Below are 18,961 nucleotides of genomic sequence, written 5' to 3'. Positions count from 1 at the left end.
GATCCAGATGTAAATCAATAGAAAAGCATTATGTATTACCTTTTAGGTCCTGCTGGAACCGTTAAACATGCACCAAAGGTAATGAGTAGAACGTTTGAAAAAAGGCTTATCGTCCGAGCCAATGCCCTAAGGGCTAGAGGTTCATGAATATCCGTTAAGCGCGCAGGTCGTTTGTTCAGAGAGAAGCGAGGGAAACCGCAGTGAGGAAGCTTAAAATGGAAGAGAAAGGGCACCGCATCTTGCCACGATGCTCTTTCAGAATGGGATCACAGCATGATGGTCATGATGTAGGCGGCAAACATCGCCAAATGCGCACTTCCGTTCAGGACATTGGTGCGGCCGGTGGAAAAGGAGATGTGACACAGGACTAATACCGTCACCATCACGACGATGTGCGGCATATCCAGCGCGAAGTTCAGCGTGTTGCCCGTGATCATCGCAATCAGCGTGACGGCAGGAACAGTCAGTGAGATGGTCGCCAGCACGGAGCCAAAAAACAGATTCATCGCCCGCTGAACCTGATTTTGCAGGACGGCTTTGATGGCGCCCAGGCCTTCCGGCGACAAAATCAACAGCGCGACGAGGAAACCGGTGAACTGGGACGGCGCGTTCATGCGTTCAAGCAGCGTTTCCAAGAGCTTGGAATCCATTTTGGTGACGCTAATGACGGCAATCAGATGAACCAACAGCCATACCGCATGCCAGAGCGAGCTATGGGCCGACGGTTTGCCGTGATGACTGTCCCCTTCGCCGTCGCTCTCATCTTCATGTTCATAGACGAACAAACTTTGGTGAGTACGGGTTTGGATCTTCAGGAAGACGCCGTACATCACCGCCGAGATCAACGCGATGATCAGTGACTGCGAGACGGAAAAGTTACCTGCCGGTAGCGCGGCGGGAAAGACCAATACCAGTACGGCCAAAGGAATAATCGCCATCAGATACTGTTTGATGCCGCCCAGATTAACGTACTGCGTGGCGAATTTACGTCCGCCCAGGATCAGGGCGAATCCCACCAGGCCCCCGGTGACAATCATGATGATGGAGTAGAGCGTATCGCGCATTAAATGCGGGCCGGCATCGCCGCTCGCCATCAGAGCGGAGATCAGACTGACTTCCAGAATGACGACGGACAGGCTGAGGATCAGCGATCCAAAAGGTTCTCCCAGACGGTGAGCCAGCACGTCGGCGTGACGTACCACGCTGAAGGCGCTGGAAAGGATCCCGACCAGCGCCAGGGCGTTGATGGCGATGATCGCCCCCAGACTGGCGGTATCGCCCCACATGACCAGCACCAGTAGAGTCAGGATAGGAAGGACGAGCGTATATTCGTGGTGACGGGTTTTCACCGTTTCGGCGGATGAGGTCATGCTTGAAGGTTCCTTAGTTCGTGTAGCGAGCTTGCTGATAGAAATAACGTATAACGTCGTAATCGAATAATCGCCATGCCAAACACCAAGCGCCACTAAAAGCCTGAAAATGTGACTCTAGCTATGCGTTTTCTGCAAAAAGATATCTGAATATATTATTTTTATGTTTTTACTTTTATCTCTCTAATAATAAACGAAATTGCTACAATTAGTCACTATTTAATCACTTCTCGTGAGCGATTTTTGGGCATATTATGGTGATGTTTCCAAACCAACCGATGAAAAAGAGCGTAAGAAGCGGATTCCATTAAGTTTTCGTTTTTAACCGCAGGCGGCAGGGCATACTGACTTCACTCTAGGGACGACACGAGGGCGATTCCGCCTAAGAACATGATGGTCGTTTCCACAAACAAGAAAATAGAAAATTACCATTATGCTTCATGATGTTAACTACCTTGGTCAGCCAGGTGAACGTTTCCGGCGCGGCGGCAAAATAAACAACGTGCGCGTTGATTGTACGGTTCATGATCGTTCAGAATAGCCGGGTGACGCCATTCGGCAGGACAGCGTGTAAGGGGTAAGGAAAAAAACTTGTGTTAACGCGTGATTTTTTACGGAAAGCCGATTGCCGGACGTCGTTCGGCCACATCGAAGAACATTTATTGCTTACCCCGCAGCAGCGAGCAGACTCTCTGGAAACCACTTTATCCTGTCGCCCCGACCATGAGGGCGTGTGGATTTTTGGCTACGGTTCGCTCATGTGGAACCCGGCATTTGACGCGACAGAAAGTTGTCTCGCCACGCTGAAAGGGTGGCAGCGCGCGTTCTGCTTACGTTTGACCGCAGGGCGGGGCACTATCGCACAACCCGGCAGAATGCTTGGACTCAAGCCGGGCGGTGAAACGACCGGTCTGGCCTATCGTTTACCGGAAGAACGCGTGCGTGAAGAGCTTGAACTGCTGTGGAAACGAGAGATGCTGACCGGCTGCTATCGCCCACTGTGGTGTGAGCTGGAATGTGCCGAAGGTGGCCACCTCACCGCGCTGGTTTTCGTCATCAATCCTGACCACCCATTATTGGAACAGGACACCTGTATCCAGAGTGTGGCGCCGCTCATCGCCCGCGCCCGAGGTCCGCTGGGCACTAACGCACAATACCTTTTCTCCTTGGAGCGTGAACTCCAGCATTATGGTATGCCGGACGATAATCTGATCGCGCTGGCGCTGCGGGTGAGAGAACTATTGAACGCGGCACCCGTCCGCGAATAATCTTCCCCACACCGTTATATAATTTATAGTTATATTGATATTGCTGAATATAATTTCATACGCTTTTGTCATCTCGCCTACACTCCGGACCTTATTTTTTGCTCGGCAATGAGGGATTAGGCAGTGCGGACAATTCATGAACACCTCCAGGCCGGGTGGCAACGAATGGGAAGGGGGCTAAGCCGTGTCTTGGCGCTGGCCGTCACGCTGCTGGGGCTTCTGCTATTCACTTTTTTACTCACTCATCTGGCGCCTATCGACCCGGCGCTGCAAATAGCCGGCGACCGCGCCAGCGAGGCAACCTACCTGCAAGTCCGACAGCAGTTGGGGTTGGACCAACCGCTCTGGGTACAGTTCTGGCATTATCTGGCGGCGCTGGCTCACGGCGATCTCGGGATCTCCCGCAGCACCTCTCAGCCTGTTTTCGATGATTTGACGCGGGCGTTCCCTGCGACGCTGGAGCTGGCGACCTGCGCCATTATCATCGGATTCGTCTTTGGCGTGACGCTGGCGCTGCTGTCGGTGCTGAAGCCCGGCAGCCTACTGGACAATGCGGTGCGGATGTTCTCTCTGGTCGGTTACTCCGTCCCCATTTTCTGGCTGGGACTGCTGAGTCTGCTGCTATTTTATGCGGTCTTGCATTGGGCCGGCGGACCGGGACGATTGGACGACATCTACCAATACACGATGGAGCCGCGTACGGGATTCGTCCTGATCGATACCTGGCTCAGCGGCGATCCGGAGATGTTCCGTAACGCCGTTCGGCATCTGTGGCTACCCGCCAGCGTGCTCGGCCTGCTGTCCATGGCGGGCATCACCCGGCTGCTGCGCGCGGCCATGCTGGATGAATGCCATAAAGAGTATGTTTTGCTGGCTCGCGCCAAGGGCGCCGGACAACTGCGGATCTTGCTCTGCCACGTCCTGCCCAATATTCGCGGCGTCATGGTCACCGTGCTGATGCTGTCTTATGCCAGCCTGCTTGAAGGCGCGGTGCTGACCGAAACGGTCTTCTCATGGCCTGGCGTGGGGCGCTATCTGACGACGGCGCTGTTTGGCGCGGACATTCCCGCCATTTTAGGCTCCACTCTCCTTATTGGCCTGTGCTTTGTCCTGATGAACGCGCTGGCCGATGCGCTGATTTACCTGACCGACCCTCGGACACGATGATGCGATTGACACGCTTTAAGGGACTGCGCTCGCAGCCGCGCGCCCGACGAACTCTCTGGCCTGCCGCCAACAGTCTGAATATCGGCGGCGTTCTCCTGGTCCTGTTAATCGGGATCGCGCTGCTTGCTCCGTGGCTGGCGCCGTTTGACCCGAATGCGCAGTCCATCACCCAGCGCCTGCTGCCGCCTTCGCCCGAACACTGGCTGGGCACGGATGGTTTCGGTCGGGATCTGCTATCACGGGTGCTGTATGGCGCACGGCCGACGTTACTGCTGGTCTCGCTGATCCTGGTTCTGACCGTGCCGGTCGGGCTGCTGGTGGGGATCAGCGCGGGCTATCTCGGCGGCTGGAGCGAGAAAGTGCTCATGCGGCTGACCGATATCGTCCTTTCTCTGCCGGGGCTGGTGATCGCGCTGGCGATGGTGGCGGTGCTTGGACCGGGACTGGTTAACGGAGCGCTGGCTTTGGCGCTGACCAGTTGGCCTCAGTTCGCCCGTCAGGCCCGAGCAGAGACGCTGGCGCTTCGGCGCAGCGACTATTTGGCCGCCGCCCGAATGCAGGGCATTACCGGCCTGCGGCTGATGAGCGGGCATATCTTGCCGCTCTGCTTGCCGGGCGCGGTGGTGCGTGCCGCGCTGAGTCTGGGCGGCATTATCCTGGCCGCCGCCGGACTGGGCTTCCTGGGGATGGGCGTACAGCCGCCGACCGCCGAATGGGGCTCCATGGTCGCGGAAGGGAGCAAGGTCATTTTTGACCAATGGTGGGTGGCGGCTGCGCCGGGCGGCGCAATTTTGTTCGCCAGCCTGACGTTTAATCTGCTGGGCGACGGCCTGCGCGATAAATTGGACCCGCGACATGAAAAACAGTAATCCCCCGTTGCTGGACGTCAACCAGCTGTCCATTGGATTGGCGGATGACCCCGACACGCTGTTGGTGCATCCCTTATCGTTTCGTCTGGGCCGGGAGCGCGTCGCGCTGGTCGGCGAATCAGGCTCCGGCAAATCCCTGACGGCCAAAGCCTTGATGGGATTGCTGCCTCACGCATGCCGAATTCGCAGCGGCGATGTCGTGATGAACGGCCAGTCGCTGGCCTCGTTGAGCGAAAGCCAATGGCGTCAATGGCGCGGCGACCGGGTGTCGATGGTATTGCAGGATCCGAAACATGCGCTGAACCCGATGCGTCAGGTCGGCTGGCAGGTGGAAGAGCCGCTGAAACTGCATACCTCGCTCCCGGCGCGCGAACGACGCGAAAAGGTATTGGACATGCTCAACGCCGTCGGGTTGGCGGAACCGAAACGGTTGTATCATCAGTACCCACATCAGCTTTCCGGCGGAATGGGGCAGCGCGTCATGCTGGCTATTGCGCTGATCACTGAACCGGCGCTACTGATCGCCGATGAGCCGACGTCCGCCCTCGACCACGAGCGACGCGATCAGGTGCTGGCGCTGATCGACCGGCTGGTTGACGAACGCAATATGGGACTGTTGTTGATCAGCCATGATTTACCTCAGGTGGCGCGTCACTGCGAACGCGTGCTGGTGATGTACAAAGGGCGATTGATGGATGCCTTGCAGGCGGAGGATTTACCGCAGGCCACCCACCCGTATACCCGAACATTGTGGAACTGTCAGCCGGGTAAACACACTCGGGGGCAGGTGCTGCCCGTCTTGGATCGCGCGTTGCTGGAGTCGTTGTCATGAGTCGTGATGCTGTGGTTCTGCGTCATTTAAGCGTGTCTCACCCGCAAGGGGGACACGTTAATCAGGTCGTTCACGAGGTCGATCTGACCATTTCCCGCGGCGAATGTTTTGGGCTGGTCGGCCCGTCCGGTTGCGGCAAATCGTCGTTGCTGTGGGCGCTGGCGGGCCTGAATCTGAACTGGCAGGGCGAGATGACATTGCTGGGTCAGCTCGTGAAACCGCTCCATGCCTTTACGGGAGAACTGCGCCGTCGGGTACAGATGGTCTTTCAGGATCCGTTTGCTTCTCTGCATCCTCGCCATCGCCTGAGGCGTACGCTGTCCGAGCCGCTAAAACTGCTCAAGGAAACGGATATCGACGGACGGATTGAACGCGCTTTTCAGCGCGTCGATTTGCCGCTGACGCTGCTGGATCGCTATCCGCATCAGCTTTCCGGCGGCCAGCGTCAGCGGGTGGCGATCATCCGGGCGCTGCTGCTTGAGCCGGAGCTGTTGCTGCTGGATGAGCCGACATCCGCGCTGGATATGTCGGTGCAGGCCGAAATTCTCAACCTGCTGAACGAACTGAAATCGGCGGGCGACCTGACCCTGATATTGGTCAGTCACGACGGCAACGTGATCGACCATCTGTGCGACCGGGCGGCGGCTATGTCGCAAGGGCGTCTGCTGACGGTCTGACGTGATTATCATCAACGGTTATATCAAAGCGTTTAATGCCAATAGCGCAATAACCGGTGTTTTCTCTAGACTCTATCCAACATTGAACTTGTGCCATGGAGACAATATGAAAAAGTGGCTTCCCGTTATCCTGGCGACGGTTTTGCTTGCCAGTCCGTTGCTGCGAGCGGCGACACCGCCGAATACGCTGGTGGTGGCGATTTCCCTCAACGGTATTATCAGCCTGGATCCTGCAGAGAGTTTTGAAACGGTCAGCACCAGTTCGCTGGATGCACTGTATCAGGCGCTGGTGAAAAGCGATCGCGTTAACCCGACTCAGCTCAACCCCGACCTGGCAACATCCTGGCAGGTCGGCGCGGACGGGCGAAGTCTGATCTTCACGCTGGATCCGAAAGCCACTTTTGCCTCCGGCAATCCGGTATTGGCAGACGACGTGATTTACTCGTTCACTCGGGCGGTGAAGCTGAACAAAACGCCGGCGTTTATTTTAAACGAGCTGGGCTGGAAACCGGAAAACGTGGATGCGCAGTTTAAAAAGCGGGATGACCATCAACTGGAGGTCCGCTGGCCGGCGGATATCGGCAGCGACCTGGCGCTCCGGCTGCTGTCCTCCGGCGTGGCGTCCGTCGTCGACAGCAAAGTGGTGTCCAGCCATAGCGTCAACGATGATTTTGGCAGCGGCTGGTTGAAAAATCACTCCGCGGGGAGCGGCGCCTATCAGCTCCGCAACTATATTCCGCAGCAGGCGCTGGTGCTGACTGCCAACACGCACGGGGTGAAACAGCCGAAGCTCAAGCAGGTCATTTTAAAGGATGTGGCCGATCCGGGCGCGCGTCGTCTGCTGTTGATTCAGGGCGATGCCGATGTGGCGTATGATTTGGGCGCGGATCAGTTCAGCGCACTGGCGAATCAGCCGGGCGTCAGGATCAGCACCTCGCCGGGCGGCAAAATCTACTATCTCGGCTTCAATACGCAAGATAAACAGGCGCCGACGCTGGGTAACCCTGCCTTTTGGCAGGCGGCACGCTGGCTGGTGGATTATGAAGGGATCTCGAAAAACCTGCTTAACGGTCAATTCATCGTGCATCAGAACTTCCTGCCGGAAGGGTTTGATGGCGCGGCGAAAGCGCAACCCTTTAAGCTGGACGTCGATAAAGCGAAGAAAATCCTCAGCGATGCCGGTATCAAATCGGGCACTCGTTTCGCGCTCACCGTGATCAATCAGCCGCCGTACACGGATATTGCGCAGGCGCTACAGGCGAGTTTTGCCCAAGCCGACATTCATATCGACGTGCAGCCGGTGGTGGAAAGCGAGTTATGGACGAAAATGCGCTCGCGCAATTTCCAGTCGATTTTTGTTTACTGGGGGCCGGACTACATAGACCCGAATACGAATGCCAGCACCTTTGCCTATAACGTGCCAAACGGCCCGAAAACGCTGGCGTGGCGCGTGGGTTGGGATATTCCGGAGCTAAGCCGGCAGACGCAGGCGGCGGCGGCCGAGCGCGATCGTGAGAAACGGCAAGCGTTGTACCAAACGTTACAGCAGGAGATTCGCGAGCGTTCCCCGTTCGTGGTGATGCTTCAGGGCATGCGTCTCGTGGCGGTGCGCGACAATCTGAAGGACGTCAAACAAAGTCTGGCCAACTCCATGTTGTATTACGACGATATCTCCAAGTAGAGCGACCACGCTGCCCGGCGTATACATGCGGCGGTGCAACGGCGGTGAGAGAGCCGCAAAAAAAACCATCGACCGCGAGGCCGATGGTTTTTTATGCCCGTAGCAGAAGGGGGCCTACCGATGCAGCAGCACGCTCGGAATTACCAGCCGACACCCAGACCTAGCGAGTACAGGGTGTCGTTGACATTGCCCTGTACGCTTTGCGTGCGGTTACGAGCCACCTGCATGCTCACGGAAGACCAGTTGGTAAGCTTATAACGCAGTCCCGCCCCGGCTTTGAAGTACAGTTTGGTCGTTTCATCGAAGGAACGTCCGACTTCGCCCGTGGTGAAGAGCTGTGTTTTTTTCCCGGAGAAGTAACGGCTGTAGTCCCATTTCAAAGCCCCAGCGAAGAAGTCGTCCTGGCCTTCTTCCTGATAGACGAACTGCTGGCTGCTTACCAATGCGGTCATGGAGAAGGCGCCCAAATCATTATCCCAGAACTGATAACCCGGACCGGTACCGATTGAGCGGCTGATTTTGATCTCTTCCACCCAGTCGCGTTTGTATTGGTAGCGGCCCTGCCAGAACCAATTTTCGTCGATGAATTTATCCAGCGCATATTCACCCCCGACGTTCTTGGTGCTGTCTACGTCGTCTTCTTCGGCCATATGATAGCCAGCGTCCAGGTTATGACGCCATGTGCCGTGCAGAAGTTTAGTGCTTAACACCACATCGTGATTGTTGGTCGTCGTCGAGCTTTTCTTATGCGACAGGCTGGCATCGATGTTGCCTTTCCAGGAGAGGTCCTGCACCAGCGGCTTAGGGACGATCATAGAGTTGATGTCACTTAGCGCAAGCGTGCCTTCGTTCGACGTTCCAGCCTGAACGCCGCCGTCGCTCAGAGGCTTCTGAACCACAATCCCGCGGGTTTCCGCTGGTTTGATGGCCGGGTAGAGCACACCTTCTTCATAACGATGTCCCTGAATAACCATCGCGTGGTCTGTCTGAAAGGTTTTAACCTTATCCCAGGAAACGGACAGCGTATCGGCATAGTCCGTTTTGATGAACAGCTTGCCGCTGTCCAGCAGGGTAATTTGTCCAGTGACTTTGTCACCATTGGTCAGCCAGAGGGTATCGGCGGCGTAGCTGGTGGAAACACCTGCGACACTCAGGCCGACGTAAAGGCCGAGAGTGGATAGTGCAAATTTGGAATATGTCATGTTGTGAGATAAACAAAGGGTGACTGATGTGGAAAGACGTCCTTGAGACGCTCGGCCGTTAGAACACCGGTTGATACCGGTGCCGCAAACATTAACAGGAAACGAGTCGTGTCTCTAGGCATAAGTGAGTATCGATTAGAATGTAAATCGTTATAACCGAGGTCATTAACGATTTACCGGTATAACCGTGTGGGAAACTCGCGCTTCCCACGGCGAAAAGATCAAGCTGCGCTGCTCGACTCTGTGAGTCGGCGGCTCAGAAAGCGGTCCGTCAGCGCGTTACGTATCCGCACTACCACCTGTTCCTGAAATATGACGCACAGCGCGACCGTCGTTAATAGGAAAATGCCGTAACCGGTCATTGAAAGCTGTACTTGACCCGCCGTAACAACGCACTGAGACCAATTGGTGAAGCAGGTCATGGGATTGGCCCGGACCAACTGCTCAAGCGTGCGGTAAAGATTAAATAATGGCACATGCAGCGCAAAGATAGACAACGACGCGGCGCCCAGTCGCGGGGACCATTTCCTGATCATCTCGCTGCTGGGGTCGCGGGCTTGCGCCGACAGACAGACTAGCAGGACCTGCGAAGGCAGTAAAAGACCGTTGTGCAGCAGGAAGTACCAGTGCGCTCTTCCACGGGTAAATAGAGCGGTGGCGATGATGAAACAGACCACAATAAAGGCCACCAGCCCTCTGCGCTGACGCGCTGTCAGCGCAGGGACGACGCCGTCTTTGTACTGTCGGAAAATCGCATAACCGAGAATCCCCGCCAGAAACTCGGGCAGCCGGAAAATGGGACCGCGTTGCAACAGACCGGTATACGGCATGCCGTACAGTTTGTGCCAGACCACCCATACCGCGGGCACCAGATAGAGTACGAAGATGAACGCCAGCCAACGGCGCGGATAGCGGCTATTCATCAGCCGGGGCGCCAGCAGCGGAAACAGCAGATAGAAGAAGAACAGGGTGGATAGCGACCACAATGGCGCGTTAAAGGTCAGAAAATAAGGGTTCCACGCCTGTAGCAACAACAGTTGCAGCAGGCTGTTGAACGTGAGCTGGACGTTATCCATATAGTGACGCAGCGTGGCCGGGTCGACGCCAGGTTGATTACTGTCATATATCACGAACCGCGCGCTGGCGACCTGGCCTTCCGGCGGTATTGCCAGCCATTGCATCAACATGACGACCAGGATCGAGCTGACCAGGCCAATGATGTGAATGGGGTAGAGATTGAACAGACGCTTGGCCATAAATCGTCGGGCTGGTTCACGTAGCTGACCGTCCCGGATATACACGTGGGCGAGCAAGAACCCGGACAACACGAAGAAAGTGCTCGTCGCAAAGAACCCCATACTGGTCAATTCATCCAGAAACGGGATGTTGAACCGCTGAGGATAAACGTGCAGCGTATGGTAGACCATGACGTAACATCCCAGCAGGAAACGGAGCCATTCAAGTCCGATAAACCTCTCTCTACTGACTTTCATCTCTATCCTCCGTATGCGTGGCTGCCAGGGTTTAAACAGTACAATTATCTCAGTTTAGGAAAAAAACGCGGAAATATATCTAGGAATCGGGTGATAAATGCTTTGGATACAACGCTAAGCATCCCCGTCACCGTAGTTGAGACGTTATAGCTAAAGGGTTATCGCAGATGAATGGCGCCTAACCGTGAGAAAGCTATTAACTAATAAAAAGGCATTCCGGTCTAGTCGTTTTTTTGTGATGCGATACGACGTTCTCCGCCTGTTACAGGGACGCGAAGTTAGTTAAAAACAGCGAGAGGTCAACAAACAAGCAGTCGAATTCAGTGAGAGATGTAACGTGGAATTTTGACTATACTTAACCTCGGTTTCGAATTGCGATGGTTGATAAACCATTAAGCTGCGAGCCATATAATGGGCAAACAGTTCAGTCACTAACTAGATGAGGTAGGTATGGGCATTCTTTCATGGGTTATCTTCGGTTTGATCGCGGGTATCCTCGCCAAGTGGATCATGCCGGGGAATGATGGCGGCGGTTTCTTCATGACGGTTCTGTTGGGCGTCATTGGTGCGGTTGTTGGCGGGTATATCAGTACCTTCTTCGGCTATGGCCGCGTAGACGGTTTCAACTTTGGCAGTTTTATCGTGGCCGTTATTGGTTCTCTGGTGGTGCTTTGGATCTATCGTAAAATTCGCAGTTAGCTTTTAGCGCTCCCAGTCCGCATCCGATGGGGTGCGGACGTGAAAAAATCTGCTTTCCTGCTTTCCTGCTTTCCTGCTTTCCTGCTTTCCTGCTTTCCTGCTTTCCTGCTTTCCTGCTTTCCTGCTTTCCTGCTTTCCTGCTTTCCGTCATCCATATATTTCTCTTTTATATCCCTGTCGCCACCCTTATTTTGTTTTGTTACTTAAATTTAATATTTATTTTTATTAAAATAATTATTTAAGCTATAAGGTATCCTTCACCCCGCGCCAGCTAACGGTTCTCGGCGGCATTCTGACTTTTTTCGATATCCCTTGTGATTCGAAAATGTTTATCATTTCATTAACATAATCACGTAAATCATTGATGTTTTTAAGGGGTGTTCTGCTCAATTGCGATATAACCCGTCCGTTTAAGTTGTTTTAAATCAATTTAACCCGCATACCTCGGTGGTAGGATTGCAGCCAGTTAACATTTAAAATCAATGGATATGGTGAAAAAAATGAGTAGCGCATTTTATATTCCGGCAGTAAACCTGATGGGCGAAGGATCTTTACAGGAAGCGGCACGGCAGATTCAGGCGCAGGGCTTCAAGCGCGCGCTGATTGTGACTGATAGCGTATTGAACAAAATCGGCGTGGTCGCCACGGTGCAGGCCTTGCTGAGTGAACATCAGGTTTTCAGTGCTGTTTATGATGGCGTGCAACCTAATCCGACGGTCAAAAACGTGGATGAAGGACTGAACTTGCTGAAGTCCAACGACTGTGACTGCATTGTTTCCTTGGGCGGCGGCTCGTCACATGACTGTGCGAAAGGGATTGCGTTGCTGGCGACCAACGGTGGCCAGATTGCAGATTACGAAGGGGTTGATCAATCACATTGTCCGCAGCTGGCGCTGTTCGGCATCAACACGACGGCGGGGACGGCATCTGAAATGACGCGCTTCTGCATCATCACTGATGAAGTTCGCCACGTGAAAATGGCTATCGTCGATCAGAACGTCACTCCTCTCATGTCTATTAACGATCCGGCATTGATGGTCGGTATGCCGGCGTCATTAACGGCGGCAACAGGTATGGATGCATTAACGCATGCGATCGAAGCTTACGTATCAACCGCCGCAGATCCCATCACGGATGCCGTCGCGATCAAAGCGATTGAGCTGATTCGCGACCATTTGAGCAATGCGGTACACGACGGTAAAAATATGGAAGCGCGTGAACAAATGGCGTACGCGCAGTTTATGGCGGGGATGGCCTTCAACAACGCGTCTCTGGGTTATGTGCATGCGATGGCTCACCAGTTGGGCGGTTTCTACAACCTGCCGCACGGCGTCTGCAACGCCGTCCTGCTGCCGCACGTTGTGCGCTATAACGCCGCTGTTGCCGCCGCTCGCCTGAAAGATGTGGCGAAAGCTCTGGGCGTTGACGTGGCTACCTTAAGCGACGCCGAGGCGGCCGAGGCGGCGATTGCCGCTATCGTCAGGCTGTCCAACGACATTGGCATTCCAACCGGTTTGAAAGAACTGGGCGTAAAAGAAGAAGACTTCAACACGCTCGCCGACAACGCCCTGAAGGATGCCTGCAGCCTGACCAACCCAAGACAAGGTACGCACGCTGACATCGTATCTATCTTTGCGGCCGCGATGTAATCCAGGTTTCATACCCTCATGTGGGCGGCGTAAGCCGCCCTTTTTTATGCCCGGAGGATGATGGTAAGGCGGCGGAGTGCTCACCCGGCTGGCGAGACAGCATGAGCAACATGATTGATGGGGACACGTCCACAAATGTCGCGTCGGACTGGCGAGAAAAAGAGCCACGCCAGCCTGACTGCCTTAACTCAAGTGAGTTTTCGAGGTGTCGCTGGCGGAAATCAATGTGTCGTGATCACATCCAATGCGCGCAGATTTTCTGGCATCCAGGACAGTTTTACCCCCGTGCCGACCTTCCAGGACGGATCCACATCGCTCGCCGGTAGTTTCACCATAAATTGAGATTGCCCCGCGACGTCGGTCATCATCCGTACGTGATCGCCCAGATAGATAAACTGACTGATACGCGCATTCACCTGCTGCGCGCCGGGTTGTAGATGTTCGGCGTTGATTTTGACCCTTTCCGGACGGATACACAGCGAAACCGTTTTGCCGGGAGAGCTGGGGCGGACCTTCAGCGCTTTCAACACGGTGCCATCACCCAGCGTCACGTTGTAATAGTCGCCATCGCTGCCTGACTGCGTGCCGATCAGCGTGTTGTTCTCGCCGATAAACTGCGCCACGAACGCATTTTGCGGACGTTCGTAGATATCGTTGGGGCTGTCCATCTGCTGGATGATGCCGTCATTAAATACCGCCACCCGGTCGGACATCGTCATCGCTTCGCTCTGATCGTGAGTCACATAAACCACCGTCAGCTCCAATGCGCGATGCAGCTCTTTAATCTCCAATTGCATATGTTCACGCAGCTGTTTATCGAGCGCCCCTAGCGGTTCATCCATCAGCACTAAACGCGGCTCAAACACCAACGCGCGCGCCAGCGCCACGCGCTGCTGTTGTCCGCCGGACATCTGCGCCGGATAGCGGTCGGCCAGCGTGGTCAATTTGACGCGGTCCAGAACGCGGTCGACCTTCTCTTTGATGTCACTGCGATTCAGGCGGCGGATAGAGAGGGGAAAGGCCAGGTTTTCCGCTACGGTCATATGCGGAAACAGGGCGTAATTTTGAAATACCATGCCGATGCCGCGTTGGTGCGCAGGCTGATTATGCAACGGGGTATCGCGCAGCAGTATCTCTCCCTGCGTCGGGGTTTCGAACCCGGCCAGCATCATCAAACTGGTGGTTTTACCCGAGCCGGACGGGCCAAGCATCGTCAGAAATTCGCCTTCCTGGATATCCAGATTCAGGTTCTTGACGACCAGACGATCGCCATCGTAGGTTTTTTGAATATTTTTGAAGCTGACAAAGTTTTTCATTAAGGCACTCTCTCACTGTGTCTGTATTCAACGATAGATGCATAAATCATGCCTGCTTGAAAAATTGCGGGTGGCAACGTGGGAGTGTCGCCGGGATGACCTGCGCGTTAGGCCGTGGGCAGGACGGATATCTCAAGGTCGCCGCGAGGAAAATGACGTGAGTGGTTTGCCGCTGTTAACAACAGTATGACTGGGCAGGTTGAACAGTTTTCGATACGGCGAGCGCGAGGGTAACAGAGGCGATGCCTCATAATGGTGAACGCATTCAGGGAATAAGGNACCAAAATAGTGCCTTCGCGTGCCTCGTTAAGCCGGCTTGGCACGGGTCCGCATCTCCTTCAAACAGCTCACGATCACGGAGAACGCCCGCGCCATATTTTCCTCCTTGACGCAAGCGTACCCCAGCAGCAGACCGCGCTGGGGGCGAGGGTGGAGATAGTAGCTGGAAAGGGGTTTCACCATGACGCCGCGCTGAATGATGCGGCTGCTGAGCAGCACGTCATCGGTCGCCTCGGGCAGCCGTAAAATCAGGTGCAGACCGGCGTTGCTGTTATAGCCCAGATAGTCTTCGCCGAGATGTTCTACGATCAGCTCGCTAAGCAATGCCCGGCGGCGGCCGTACAGCAGGCGCATCCGGCGAATATGCGCGGCATAGTGGCCCTCGCGCAGAAACTGGCTGAGGGTCAGCTGCGTCAGCATGTGACCGCCGCGGTACAGCTCGTCGTGACCGGTTTTAAGCTCTCGCGCCAGATGCATCGGCAGCACCATGTAACTCACCCGCAGACCCGGATAGAGCGTTTTGCTGAACGTGCCGATATATATTACCGGCGGTTGATTCTTCAAGCCGCGCAGCGCCGGGATCGGGCTGCCGGAAAAGCGAAATTCGCTGTCGTAGTCGTCCTCGATAACCCAGCTGCCGTGCTCCTGCGCCAAGGCGAGTAATCGCTGGCGACGCGCCAGGCTCATCACCGCACCCAGCGGATACTGATGCGATGGCGTGACGCAGATGAGGCGCGGTATCGACTGAGGCGAAATCGTTTCAGGTGGCACCATGCCTTGCTCGTCCACATCGACAGGCGCAATGCGCAGCCCGTTGATAGTCAGTACATTGCGCATCCCCCAGTAGCACGGCTCTTCCAACCAGGCCAGATCCCCGGGATTGCAGAGCATTTTCGCCAGCAGATCCATCGCCTGATGCGTTCCCTCCGTGATGAGTATTTGCTCTGGGCGGCACTCCACCGAACGTGCGACGCGCAGATAGTCGACTAGCGCCTCTTGAAGTTCGGGGCTGCCGCCTTTCGGCGAGTACGAAAGCTGCTCCGGCTTCATGCGACGGGTGATGCGCGTTTGCAGCCTGCGCCACAAATCGTGAGGAAAACAGGTGATATCCGGGATCCCCGGCATGANCGCCCCCCACTGACGCGCCGACGCGCCGGTATAACCGAGCAGGTTCATTCCGCGACGCGAAAGCTCTTGCACCGAGGGCCGCACAGCGCCATCGCTATTGTCCCGCAGCGGGGGAACGGCGACGGGCGGCAGTTGCTCGGTAACGTAAGTTCCGCTGCCGGTGCGCGTTTCGATATAGCCCTCGGCCAACAGCTGTTCGTAGGCGGCAATCACCGTATTGCGCGACAGCGACAGTTGCTGCGCCAAATCCCGAGATGAGGGCAGGCGGCAGCCGGGAGCGATAGCGCCTTCCAGGATGGCCAGCCGAATCGCGTCATTCAGCCGTTTATTCAACGTCCCATCCTGCTGGTTTTCCAACCCCTGCAACAGCAGGTCTGTAAGTAGCGAGCGCAAATTGGATCCCTCAAATTTTATAAACTGGCTCTGGATTATAGAACCATGCAGGCGGTAAATAGCAACAGACGTCAATCGTCAGCCGCAAACAATGCGTCAGTTTATAGAATCGGAGTCAACAAAATGAAAAATAGCGAACTCAATCAACGTCGTTTGGCGGCCACACCGCGTGGTGTCGGCGTCATGTGTGATTTTTTTGCGGCCAAGGCGGAAAATGCGACGTTGTGGGATGTGGAAGGTAATGAATATATTGACTTTTCTGCGGGTATCGCCGTACTGAACACCGGTCACCGCCATCCCAAACTGCTGGCAGCGGTGCGCGAACAGCTGGAATGCTTTACGCATACCGCTTATCAAATTGTGCCATACGGCAGCTACGTCACCCTCGCGGAGCGCATCANCGGGCTGGCGCCTATCGACGGCCCGGCTAAAACCACTTTTTTCACTACTGGCGCGGAAGCCGTTGAAAATGCGGTTAAAATCGCACGTGCGCATACTCATCGTCCGGGGGTTATCGCTTTCGGCGCCGCTTTTCATGGACGAACGCTGCTGACGATGACCCTGACCGGCAAAGTGGCCCCTTATTCAACGGGTTTCGGGCCGTTCCCCGGATCCATTTTCCATGCGCTCTATCCCAATGAGCATCAGGGCATCAGCGTTGAACAGGCGATGGAAAGCATCGATCGCCTGCTGCATACGGACATTGCCGCCGATCAGGTCGCGGCCATTATTCTTGAGCCGATTCAAGGTGAAGGCGGCTTCAATGTGGCGCCGCCGGAATTCATCAGCGCACTGCGCAAGTTGTGCGACCAGCATGGCATATTGCTGATCGCCGACGAAGTTCAGAGCGGGTTCGCGCGTACCGGCAAAGTGTTCGCCATGGAGTATTACCAGGACAAAGCGGATCTGATTACGATGGCGAAAAGCCTCGGCGGCGGTTTCCCGATCTCCGGCGTGGNGGGACGAGCCGACGTGATGGATGCGCCGGGGCCTGGCGGACTGGGCGGCACCTACGCTGGTAACCCGCTGGCGGTCGCTTCCGCCCTGGCCGTACTGGATGTTATCGAAGAAGAGCAACTGTGCCAGCGAGCGCAGAAGCTCGGCGCTACACTGGTAGAGACGCTGGAACAGGCGAAAGCGCACTGTCCGGCAATCGCGGATATTCGTGCTCGCGGTTCGATGGTCGCGGTGGAATTCAACGACCCGCAGACGGGCAAACCGAGCGCGGAAATCACCAAAAAATATCAGAAGGCGGCGCTGGATCAGGGGCTGCTGCTGCTGACCTGCGGCGTGCACGGCAACGTCATCCGGTTCCTGTATCCGCTGACGATTCCCGATGCCCAGTTCAGCCAGGCCCTGACGCTCCTGTCCCGCGTTCTGTCTCAGTAAAGGTGGCTTCATGCAATTGAAAAATAAAACATTATTTCGTCAGTCATGTCTTATTGACGGCCAATGGCAGGATAGCCTGAGCGGCGAAACGCTCAGCGTCAACAACCCGGCAACCGGGAAGGCGCTGGGGACAATCCCGCTGGTGACGGCGGAACAGACTCAACAAGCAATCGCCGCGGCGGAAAAAGCGCTGTCGTCTTGGCGTCAGCGCACGGGCAAAGAGCGCGCCGCCGTACTGCTCGAATGGGCGCGTCTGATCCGCGAAAATCAGGCCGATCTGGCGGCGCTGCTGACGGCCGAGCAGGGAAAATCGCTGGCGGAAGCATCCGGCGAAATCGGCTATGCCAATGCGTTTATCGAGTGGTTTGCGGAAGAGGCCAAACGCATTGAGGGGAGCGTACTCCCGTCTCCACAGGCCAATCAGCGACTGCTGGTGCTGAAACAGCCTATCGGCGTGACGGCGGCCATCACCCCTTGGAACTTCCCGGCGGCGATGATTACCCGTAAGGCCGCGCCAGCGCTGGCGGCAGGCTGCACCATGATCGTCAAACCGGCCGAACAGACGCCGTTTACCGCTCTGGCGCTGGGTGAACTGGCTGTTCAGGCCGGCATTCCCGCTGGCGTATTGCAAGTGATCACCGGCGAAGCACCGGCGGTGGGCAAAGTGCTGTGCGACAGCCCGGTGGTACGCAAACTCAGTTTTACCGGCTCGACCGAAGTCGGGCGTATCCTGATGGCGCAAAGCGCGCCGACGGTGAAAAAGCTGTCTCTGGAACTGGGCGGTAACGCGCCGGTGATCGTGTTTGACGACGCTGACCTTGAACTGGCGGTGAAAGGCATCATGGCCTCCAAATTCCGCAATAGCGGCCAGACCTGCGTTTGCGCTAACCGAATCTACGTACAGCGCGGGATTTATCCGGCGCTGGCGGCCCGGTTGGTCGAAGAGGTGAAAAAACTCAAGGNCGGCGACGGCACTGAGCCTGGCGTCACGCAGGGGCCACTGATTGATGAACAGGCCGTCGACAAAGTGCGTCAGCACATCGACGACGCGTTGACGAAAGGCGCCACGCTGTTGCTCGGCGGCAAGTCCCACGAGCTGGGCGGCACATTCTTCACCCCAACGGTGATTGGCGACGTCACGCGCGAGATGCGGTTTGCGCGCGAAGAGACCTTTGGCCCGGTCGCGCCGCTGTTTCCGTTCACAGATGAAGCCGACGCCATTGCGATGGCGAACGACACTGAGTTTGGACTGGCGGCGTATGTCTTCACGCGTGATGCCGTTCGTCAGTGGCGCGTGCCGGAGGCGATTGAGTACGGCATGGTCGGCATCAACACCGGGCTTATCTCCAACGAAGTCGCGCCGTTTGGCGGCGTCAAGCAGTCCGGACTGGGTCGCGAAGGATCGCGCTTCGGCATCGAAGAGTATCTGGAGATGAAATATCTTTGCGTGGATCTCACGCCATCAGCCTGATGCCGGACTGACGCGGAAGACCATTCCGTGTCACCGCTCCGTCACATTGTGGTGCATTCGAACTCACTGAATGCACCA

15 protein-coding genes are annotated in these 18,961 nt (G+C 55.9%); 10 read left to right on the top strand and 5 right to left on the bottom strand.

Going from position 1 to position 18,961, the window contains the following annotated elements:
• Window positions 1-266: 266 nt before the first annotated feature.
• Entirely contained in the window at window positions 267-1,370 is a 1,104-nt protein-coding gene (gene chaA / locus RZ35_RS06600; RefSeq protein ID WP_026742587.1) for a sodium-potassium/proton antiporter ChaA, read from the bottom strand.
• Window positions 1,371-1,963: 593 nt separating this feature from the next.
• Here chaA and RZ35_RS06595 point away from each other — a divergent pair.
• The 6 genes from RZ35_RS06595 (at window position 1,964) to RZ35_RS06570 (ending at window position 7,864) form a co-directional block, all read left to right on the top strand.
• Window positions 1,964-2,638: a gamma-glutamylcyclotransferase gene (locus tag RZ35_RS06595; protein WP_026742586.1), complete on the top strand. Its 675-nt coding sequence runs from the start codon at window positions 1,964-1,966 to the stop codon at window positions 2,636-2,638.
• 165 nt (window positions 2,639-2,803) lie between these two features.
• Window positions 2,804-3,805, top strand: coding sequence for an ABC transporter permease (locus RZ35_RS06590; RefSeq protein WP_051625493.1), 1,002 nt, complete (start codon window positions 2,804-2,806; stop codon window positions 3,803-3,805).
• Complete coding sequence (locus RZ35_RS06585; RefSeq protein WP_175527795.1) at window positions 3,805-4,674, top strand: ABC transporter permease; 870 nt, start codon at window positions 3,805-3,807, stop codon at window positions 4,672-4,674. The genes RZ35_RS06590 and RZ35_RS06585 overlap by 1 nt, the downstream gene beginning before the upstream one ends.
• Window positions 4,661-5,506 (top strand): ABC transporter ATP-binding protein, encoded by an 846-nt coding sequence (locus RZ35_RS06580; protein ID WP_026742583.1) that lies wholly within the window; start codon window positions 4,661-4,663, stop codon window positions 5,504-5,506. Before RZ35_RS06585 ends, RZ35_RS06580 begins: the two co-directional genes overlap by 14 nt.
• Window positions 5,503-6,183, top strand: coding sequence for an ABC transporter ATP-binding protein (locus RZ35_RS06575; protein ID WP_026742582.1), 681 nt, complete (start codon window positions 5,503-5,505; stop codon window positions 6,181-6,183). Before RZ35_RS06580 ends, RZ35_RS06575 begins: the two co-directional genes overlap by 4 nt.
• Window positions 6,184-6,289: 106 nt before the next feature.
• Window positions 6,290-7,864: an ABC transporter substrate-binding protein gene (locus tag RZ35_RS06570; protein ID WP_026742581.1), complete on the top strand. Its 1,575-nt coding sequence runs from the start codon at window positions 6,290-6,292 to the stop codon at window positions 7,862-7,864.
• A 140-nt stretch (window positions 7,865-8,004) separates the two neighbouring features.
• On the opposite strand, the gene RZ35_RS06565 is transcribed toward RZ35_RS06570, so the two are convergent.
• Both RZ35_RS06565 and RZ35_RS06560 read right to left on the bottom strand, forming a co-directional pair.
• Window positions 8,005-9,066, bottom strand: coding sequence for a DUF481 domain-containing protein (locus tag RZ35_RS06565; RefSeq protein WP_026742580.1), 1,062 nt, complete (start codon window positions 9,064-9,066; stop codon window positions 8,005-8,007).
• 221 nt (window positions 9,067-9,287) lie between these two features.
• Window positions 9,288-10,559, bottom strand: coding sequence for an acyltransferase family protein (locus tag RZ35_RS06560; protein ID WP_026742579.1), 1,272 nt, complete (start codon window positions 10,557-10,559; stop codon window positions 9,288-9,290).
• 450 nt (window positions 10,560-11,009) lie between these two features.
• On the opposite strand from RZ35_RS06560, the gene RZ35_RS06555 reads away from it, so the two are divergent.
• Both RZ35_RS06555 and yiaY read left to right on the top strand, forming a co-directional pair.
• The gene (locus tag RZ35_RS06555; protein ID WP_026742578.1) at window positions 11,010-11,258 is read left to right on the top strand and encodes a GlsB/YeaQ/YmgE family stress response membrane protein; all 249 of its coding nucleotides are present in this window, start codon (window positions 11,010-11,012) and stop codon (window positions 11,256-11,258) included.
• Between the two features lie 500 nt (window positions 11,259-11,758).
• Window positions 11,759-12,907 (top strand): L-threonine dehydrogenase, encoded by a 1,149-nt coding sequence (yiaY, locus tag RZ35_RS06550; protein WP_026742577.1) that lies wholly within the window; start codon window positions 11,759-11,761, stop codon window positions 12,905-12,907.
• Between the two features lie 221 nt (window positions 12,908-13,128).
• Here the strand turns inward: yiaY and RZ35_RS06545 are convergent, their stop codons facing one another.
• Together RZ35_RS06545 and pdxR are read right to left on the bottom strand one after the other, a co-directional pair.
• Window positions 13,129-14,223, bottom strand: coding sequence for an ABC transporter ATP-binding protein (locus RZ35_RS06545; RefSeq protein ID WP_026742576.1), 1,095 nt, complete (start codon window positions 14,221-14,223; stop codon window positions 13,129-13,131).
• 306 nt (window positions 14,224-14,529) lie between these two features.
• Window positions 14,530-16,023 (bottom strand): MocR-like pyridoxine biosynthesis transcription factor PdxR, encoded by a 1,494-nt coding sequence (gene pdxR, locus RZ35_RS06540; RefSeq protein ID WP_026742575.1) that lies wholly within the window; start codon window positions 16,021-16,023, stop codon window positions 14,530-14,532.
• A gap of 123 nt (window positions 16,024-16,146) precedes the next feature.
• Here pdxR and RZ35_RS06535 point away from each other — a divergent pair, with 123 nt between their 5' ends.
• On the top strand, window positions 16,147-17,412 hold the full coding sequence (locus RZ35_RS06535; protein ID WP_026742574.1) for a 4-aminobutyrate--2-oxoglutarate transaminase: 1,266 nt from the start codon (window positions 16,147-16,149) through the stop codon (window positions 17,410-17,412).
• A 10-nt stretch (window positions 17,413-17,422) separates the two neighbouring features.
• The gene (locus tag RZ35_RS06530) at window positions 17,423-18,883 is read left to right on the top strand and encodes an NAD-dependent succinate-semialdehyde dehydrogenase (protein WP_026742573.1); all 1,461 of its coding nucleotides are present in this window, start codon (window positions 17,423-17,425) and stop codon (window positions 18,881-18,883) included.
• Window positions 18,884-18,961 lie beyond the last annotated feature (78 nt).

This window comes from Lonsdalea quercina subsp. quercina (assembly GCF_000688655.1).
Classification (GTDB): domain Bacteria; phylum Pseudomonadota; class Gammaproteobacteria; order Enterobacterales; family Enterobacteriaceae; genus Lonsdalea; species Lonsdalea quercina.
This window is presented reverse-complemented; position numbering and strand designations above follow the sequence as displayed.

What these genes read in the sequence shown, in the direction of transcription:
- chaA (WP_026742587.1), bottom strand. Translation starts at nt 1,370, where the DNA reads ATGACCTCATCCGCCGAAACGGTGAAAACCCGTCACCACGAATATACG.
- RZ35_RS06590 (WP_051625493.1), top strand. Translation starts at nt 2,804, where the DNA reads ATGGGAAGGGGGCTAAGCCGTGTCTTGGCGCTGGCCGTCACGCTGCTG.
- RZ35_RS06585 (WP_175527795.1), top strand. Translation starts at nt 3,805, where the DNA reads ATGCGATTGACACGCTTTAAGGGACTGCGCTCGCAGCCGCGCGCCCGA.
- RZ35_RS06580 (WP_026742583.1), top strand. Translation starts at nt 4,661, where the DNA reads ATGAAAAACAGTAATCCCCCGTTGCTGGACGTCAACCAGCTGTCCATT.
- RZ35_RS06575 (WP_026742582.1), top strand. Translation starts at nt 5,503, where the DNA reads ATGAGTCGTGATGCTGTGGTTCTGCGTCATTTAAGCGTGTCTCACCCG.
- RZ35_RS06570 (WP_026742581.1), top strand. Translation starts at nt 6,290, where the DNA reads ATGAAAAAGTGGCTTCCCGTTATCCTGGCGACGGTTTTGCTTGCCAGT.
- RZ35_RS06565 (WP_026742580.1), bottom strand. Translation starts at nt 9,066, where the DNA reads ATGACATATTCCAAATTTGCACTATCCACTCTCGGCCTTTACGTCGGC.
- RZ35_RS06560 (WP_026742579.1), bottom strand. Translation starts at nt 10,559, where the DNA reads ATGAAAGTCAGTAGAGAGAGGTTTATCGGACTTGAATGGCTCCGTTTC.
- RZ35_RS06555 (WP_026742578.1), top strand. Translation starts at nt 11,010, where the DNA reads ATGGGCATTCTTTCATGGGTTATCTTCGGTTTGATCGCGGGTATCCTC.
- yiaY (WP_026742577.1), top strand. Translation starts at nt 11,759, where the DNA reads ATGAGTAGCGCATTTTATATTCCGGCAGTAAACCTGATGGGCGAAGGA.
- RZ35_RS06545 (WP_026742576.1), bottom strand. Translation starts at nt 14,223, where the DNA reads ATGAAAAACTTTGTCAGCTTCAAAAATATTCAAAAAACCTACGATGGC.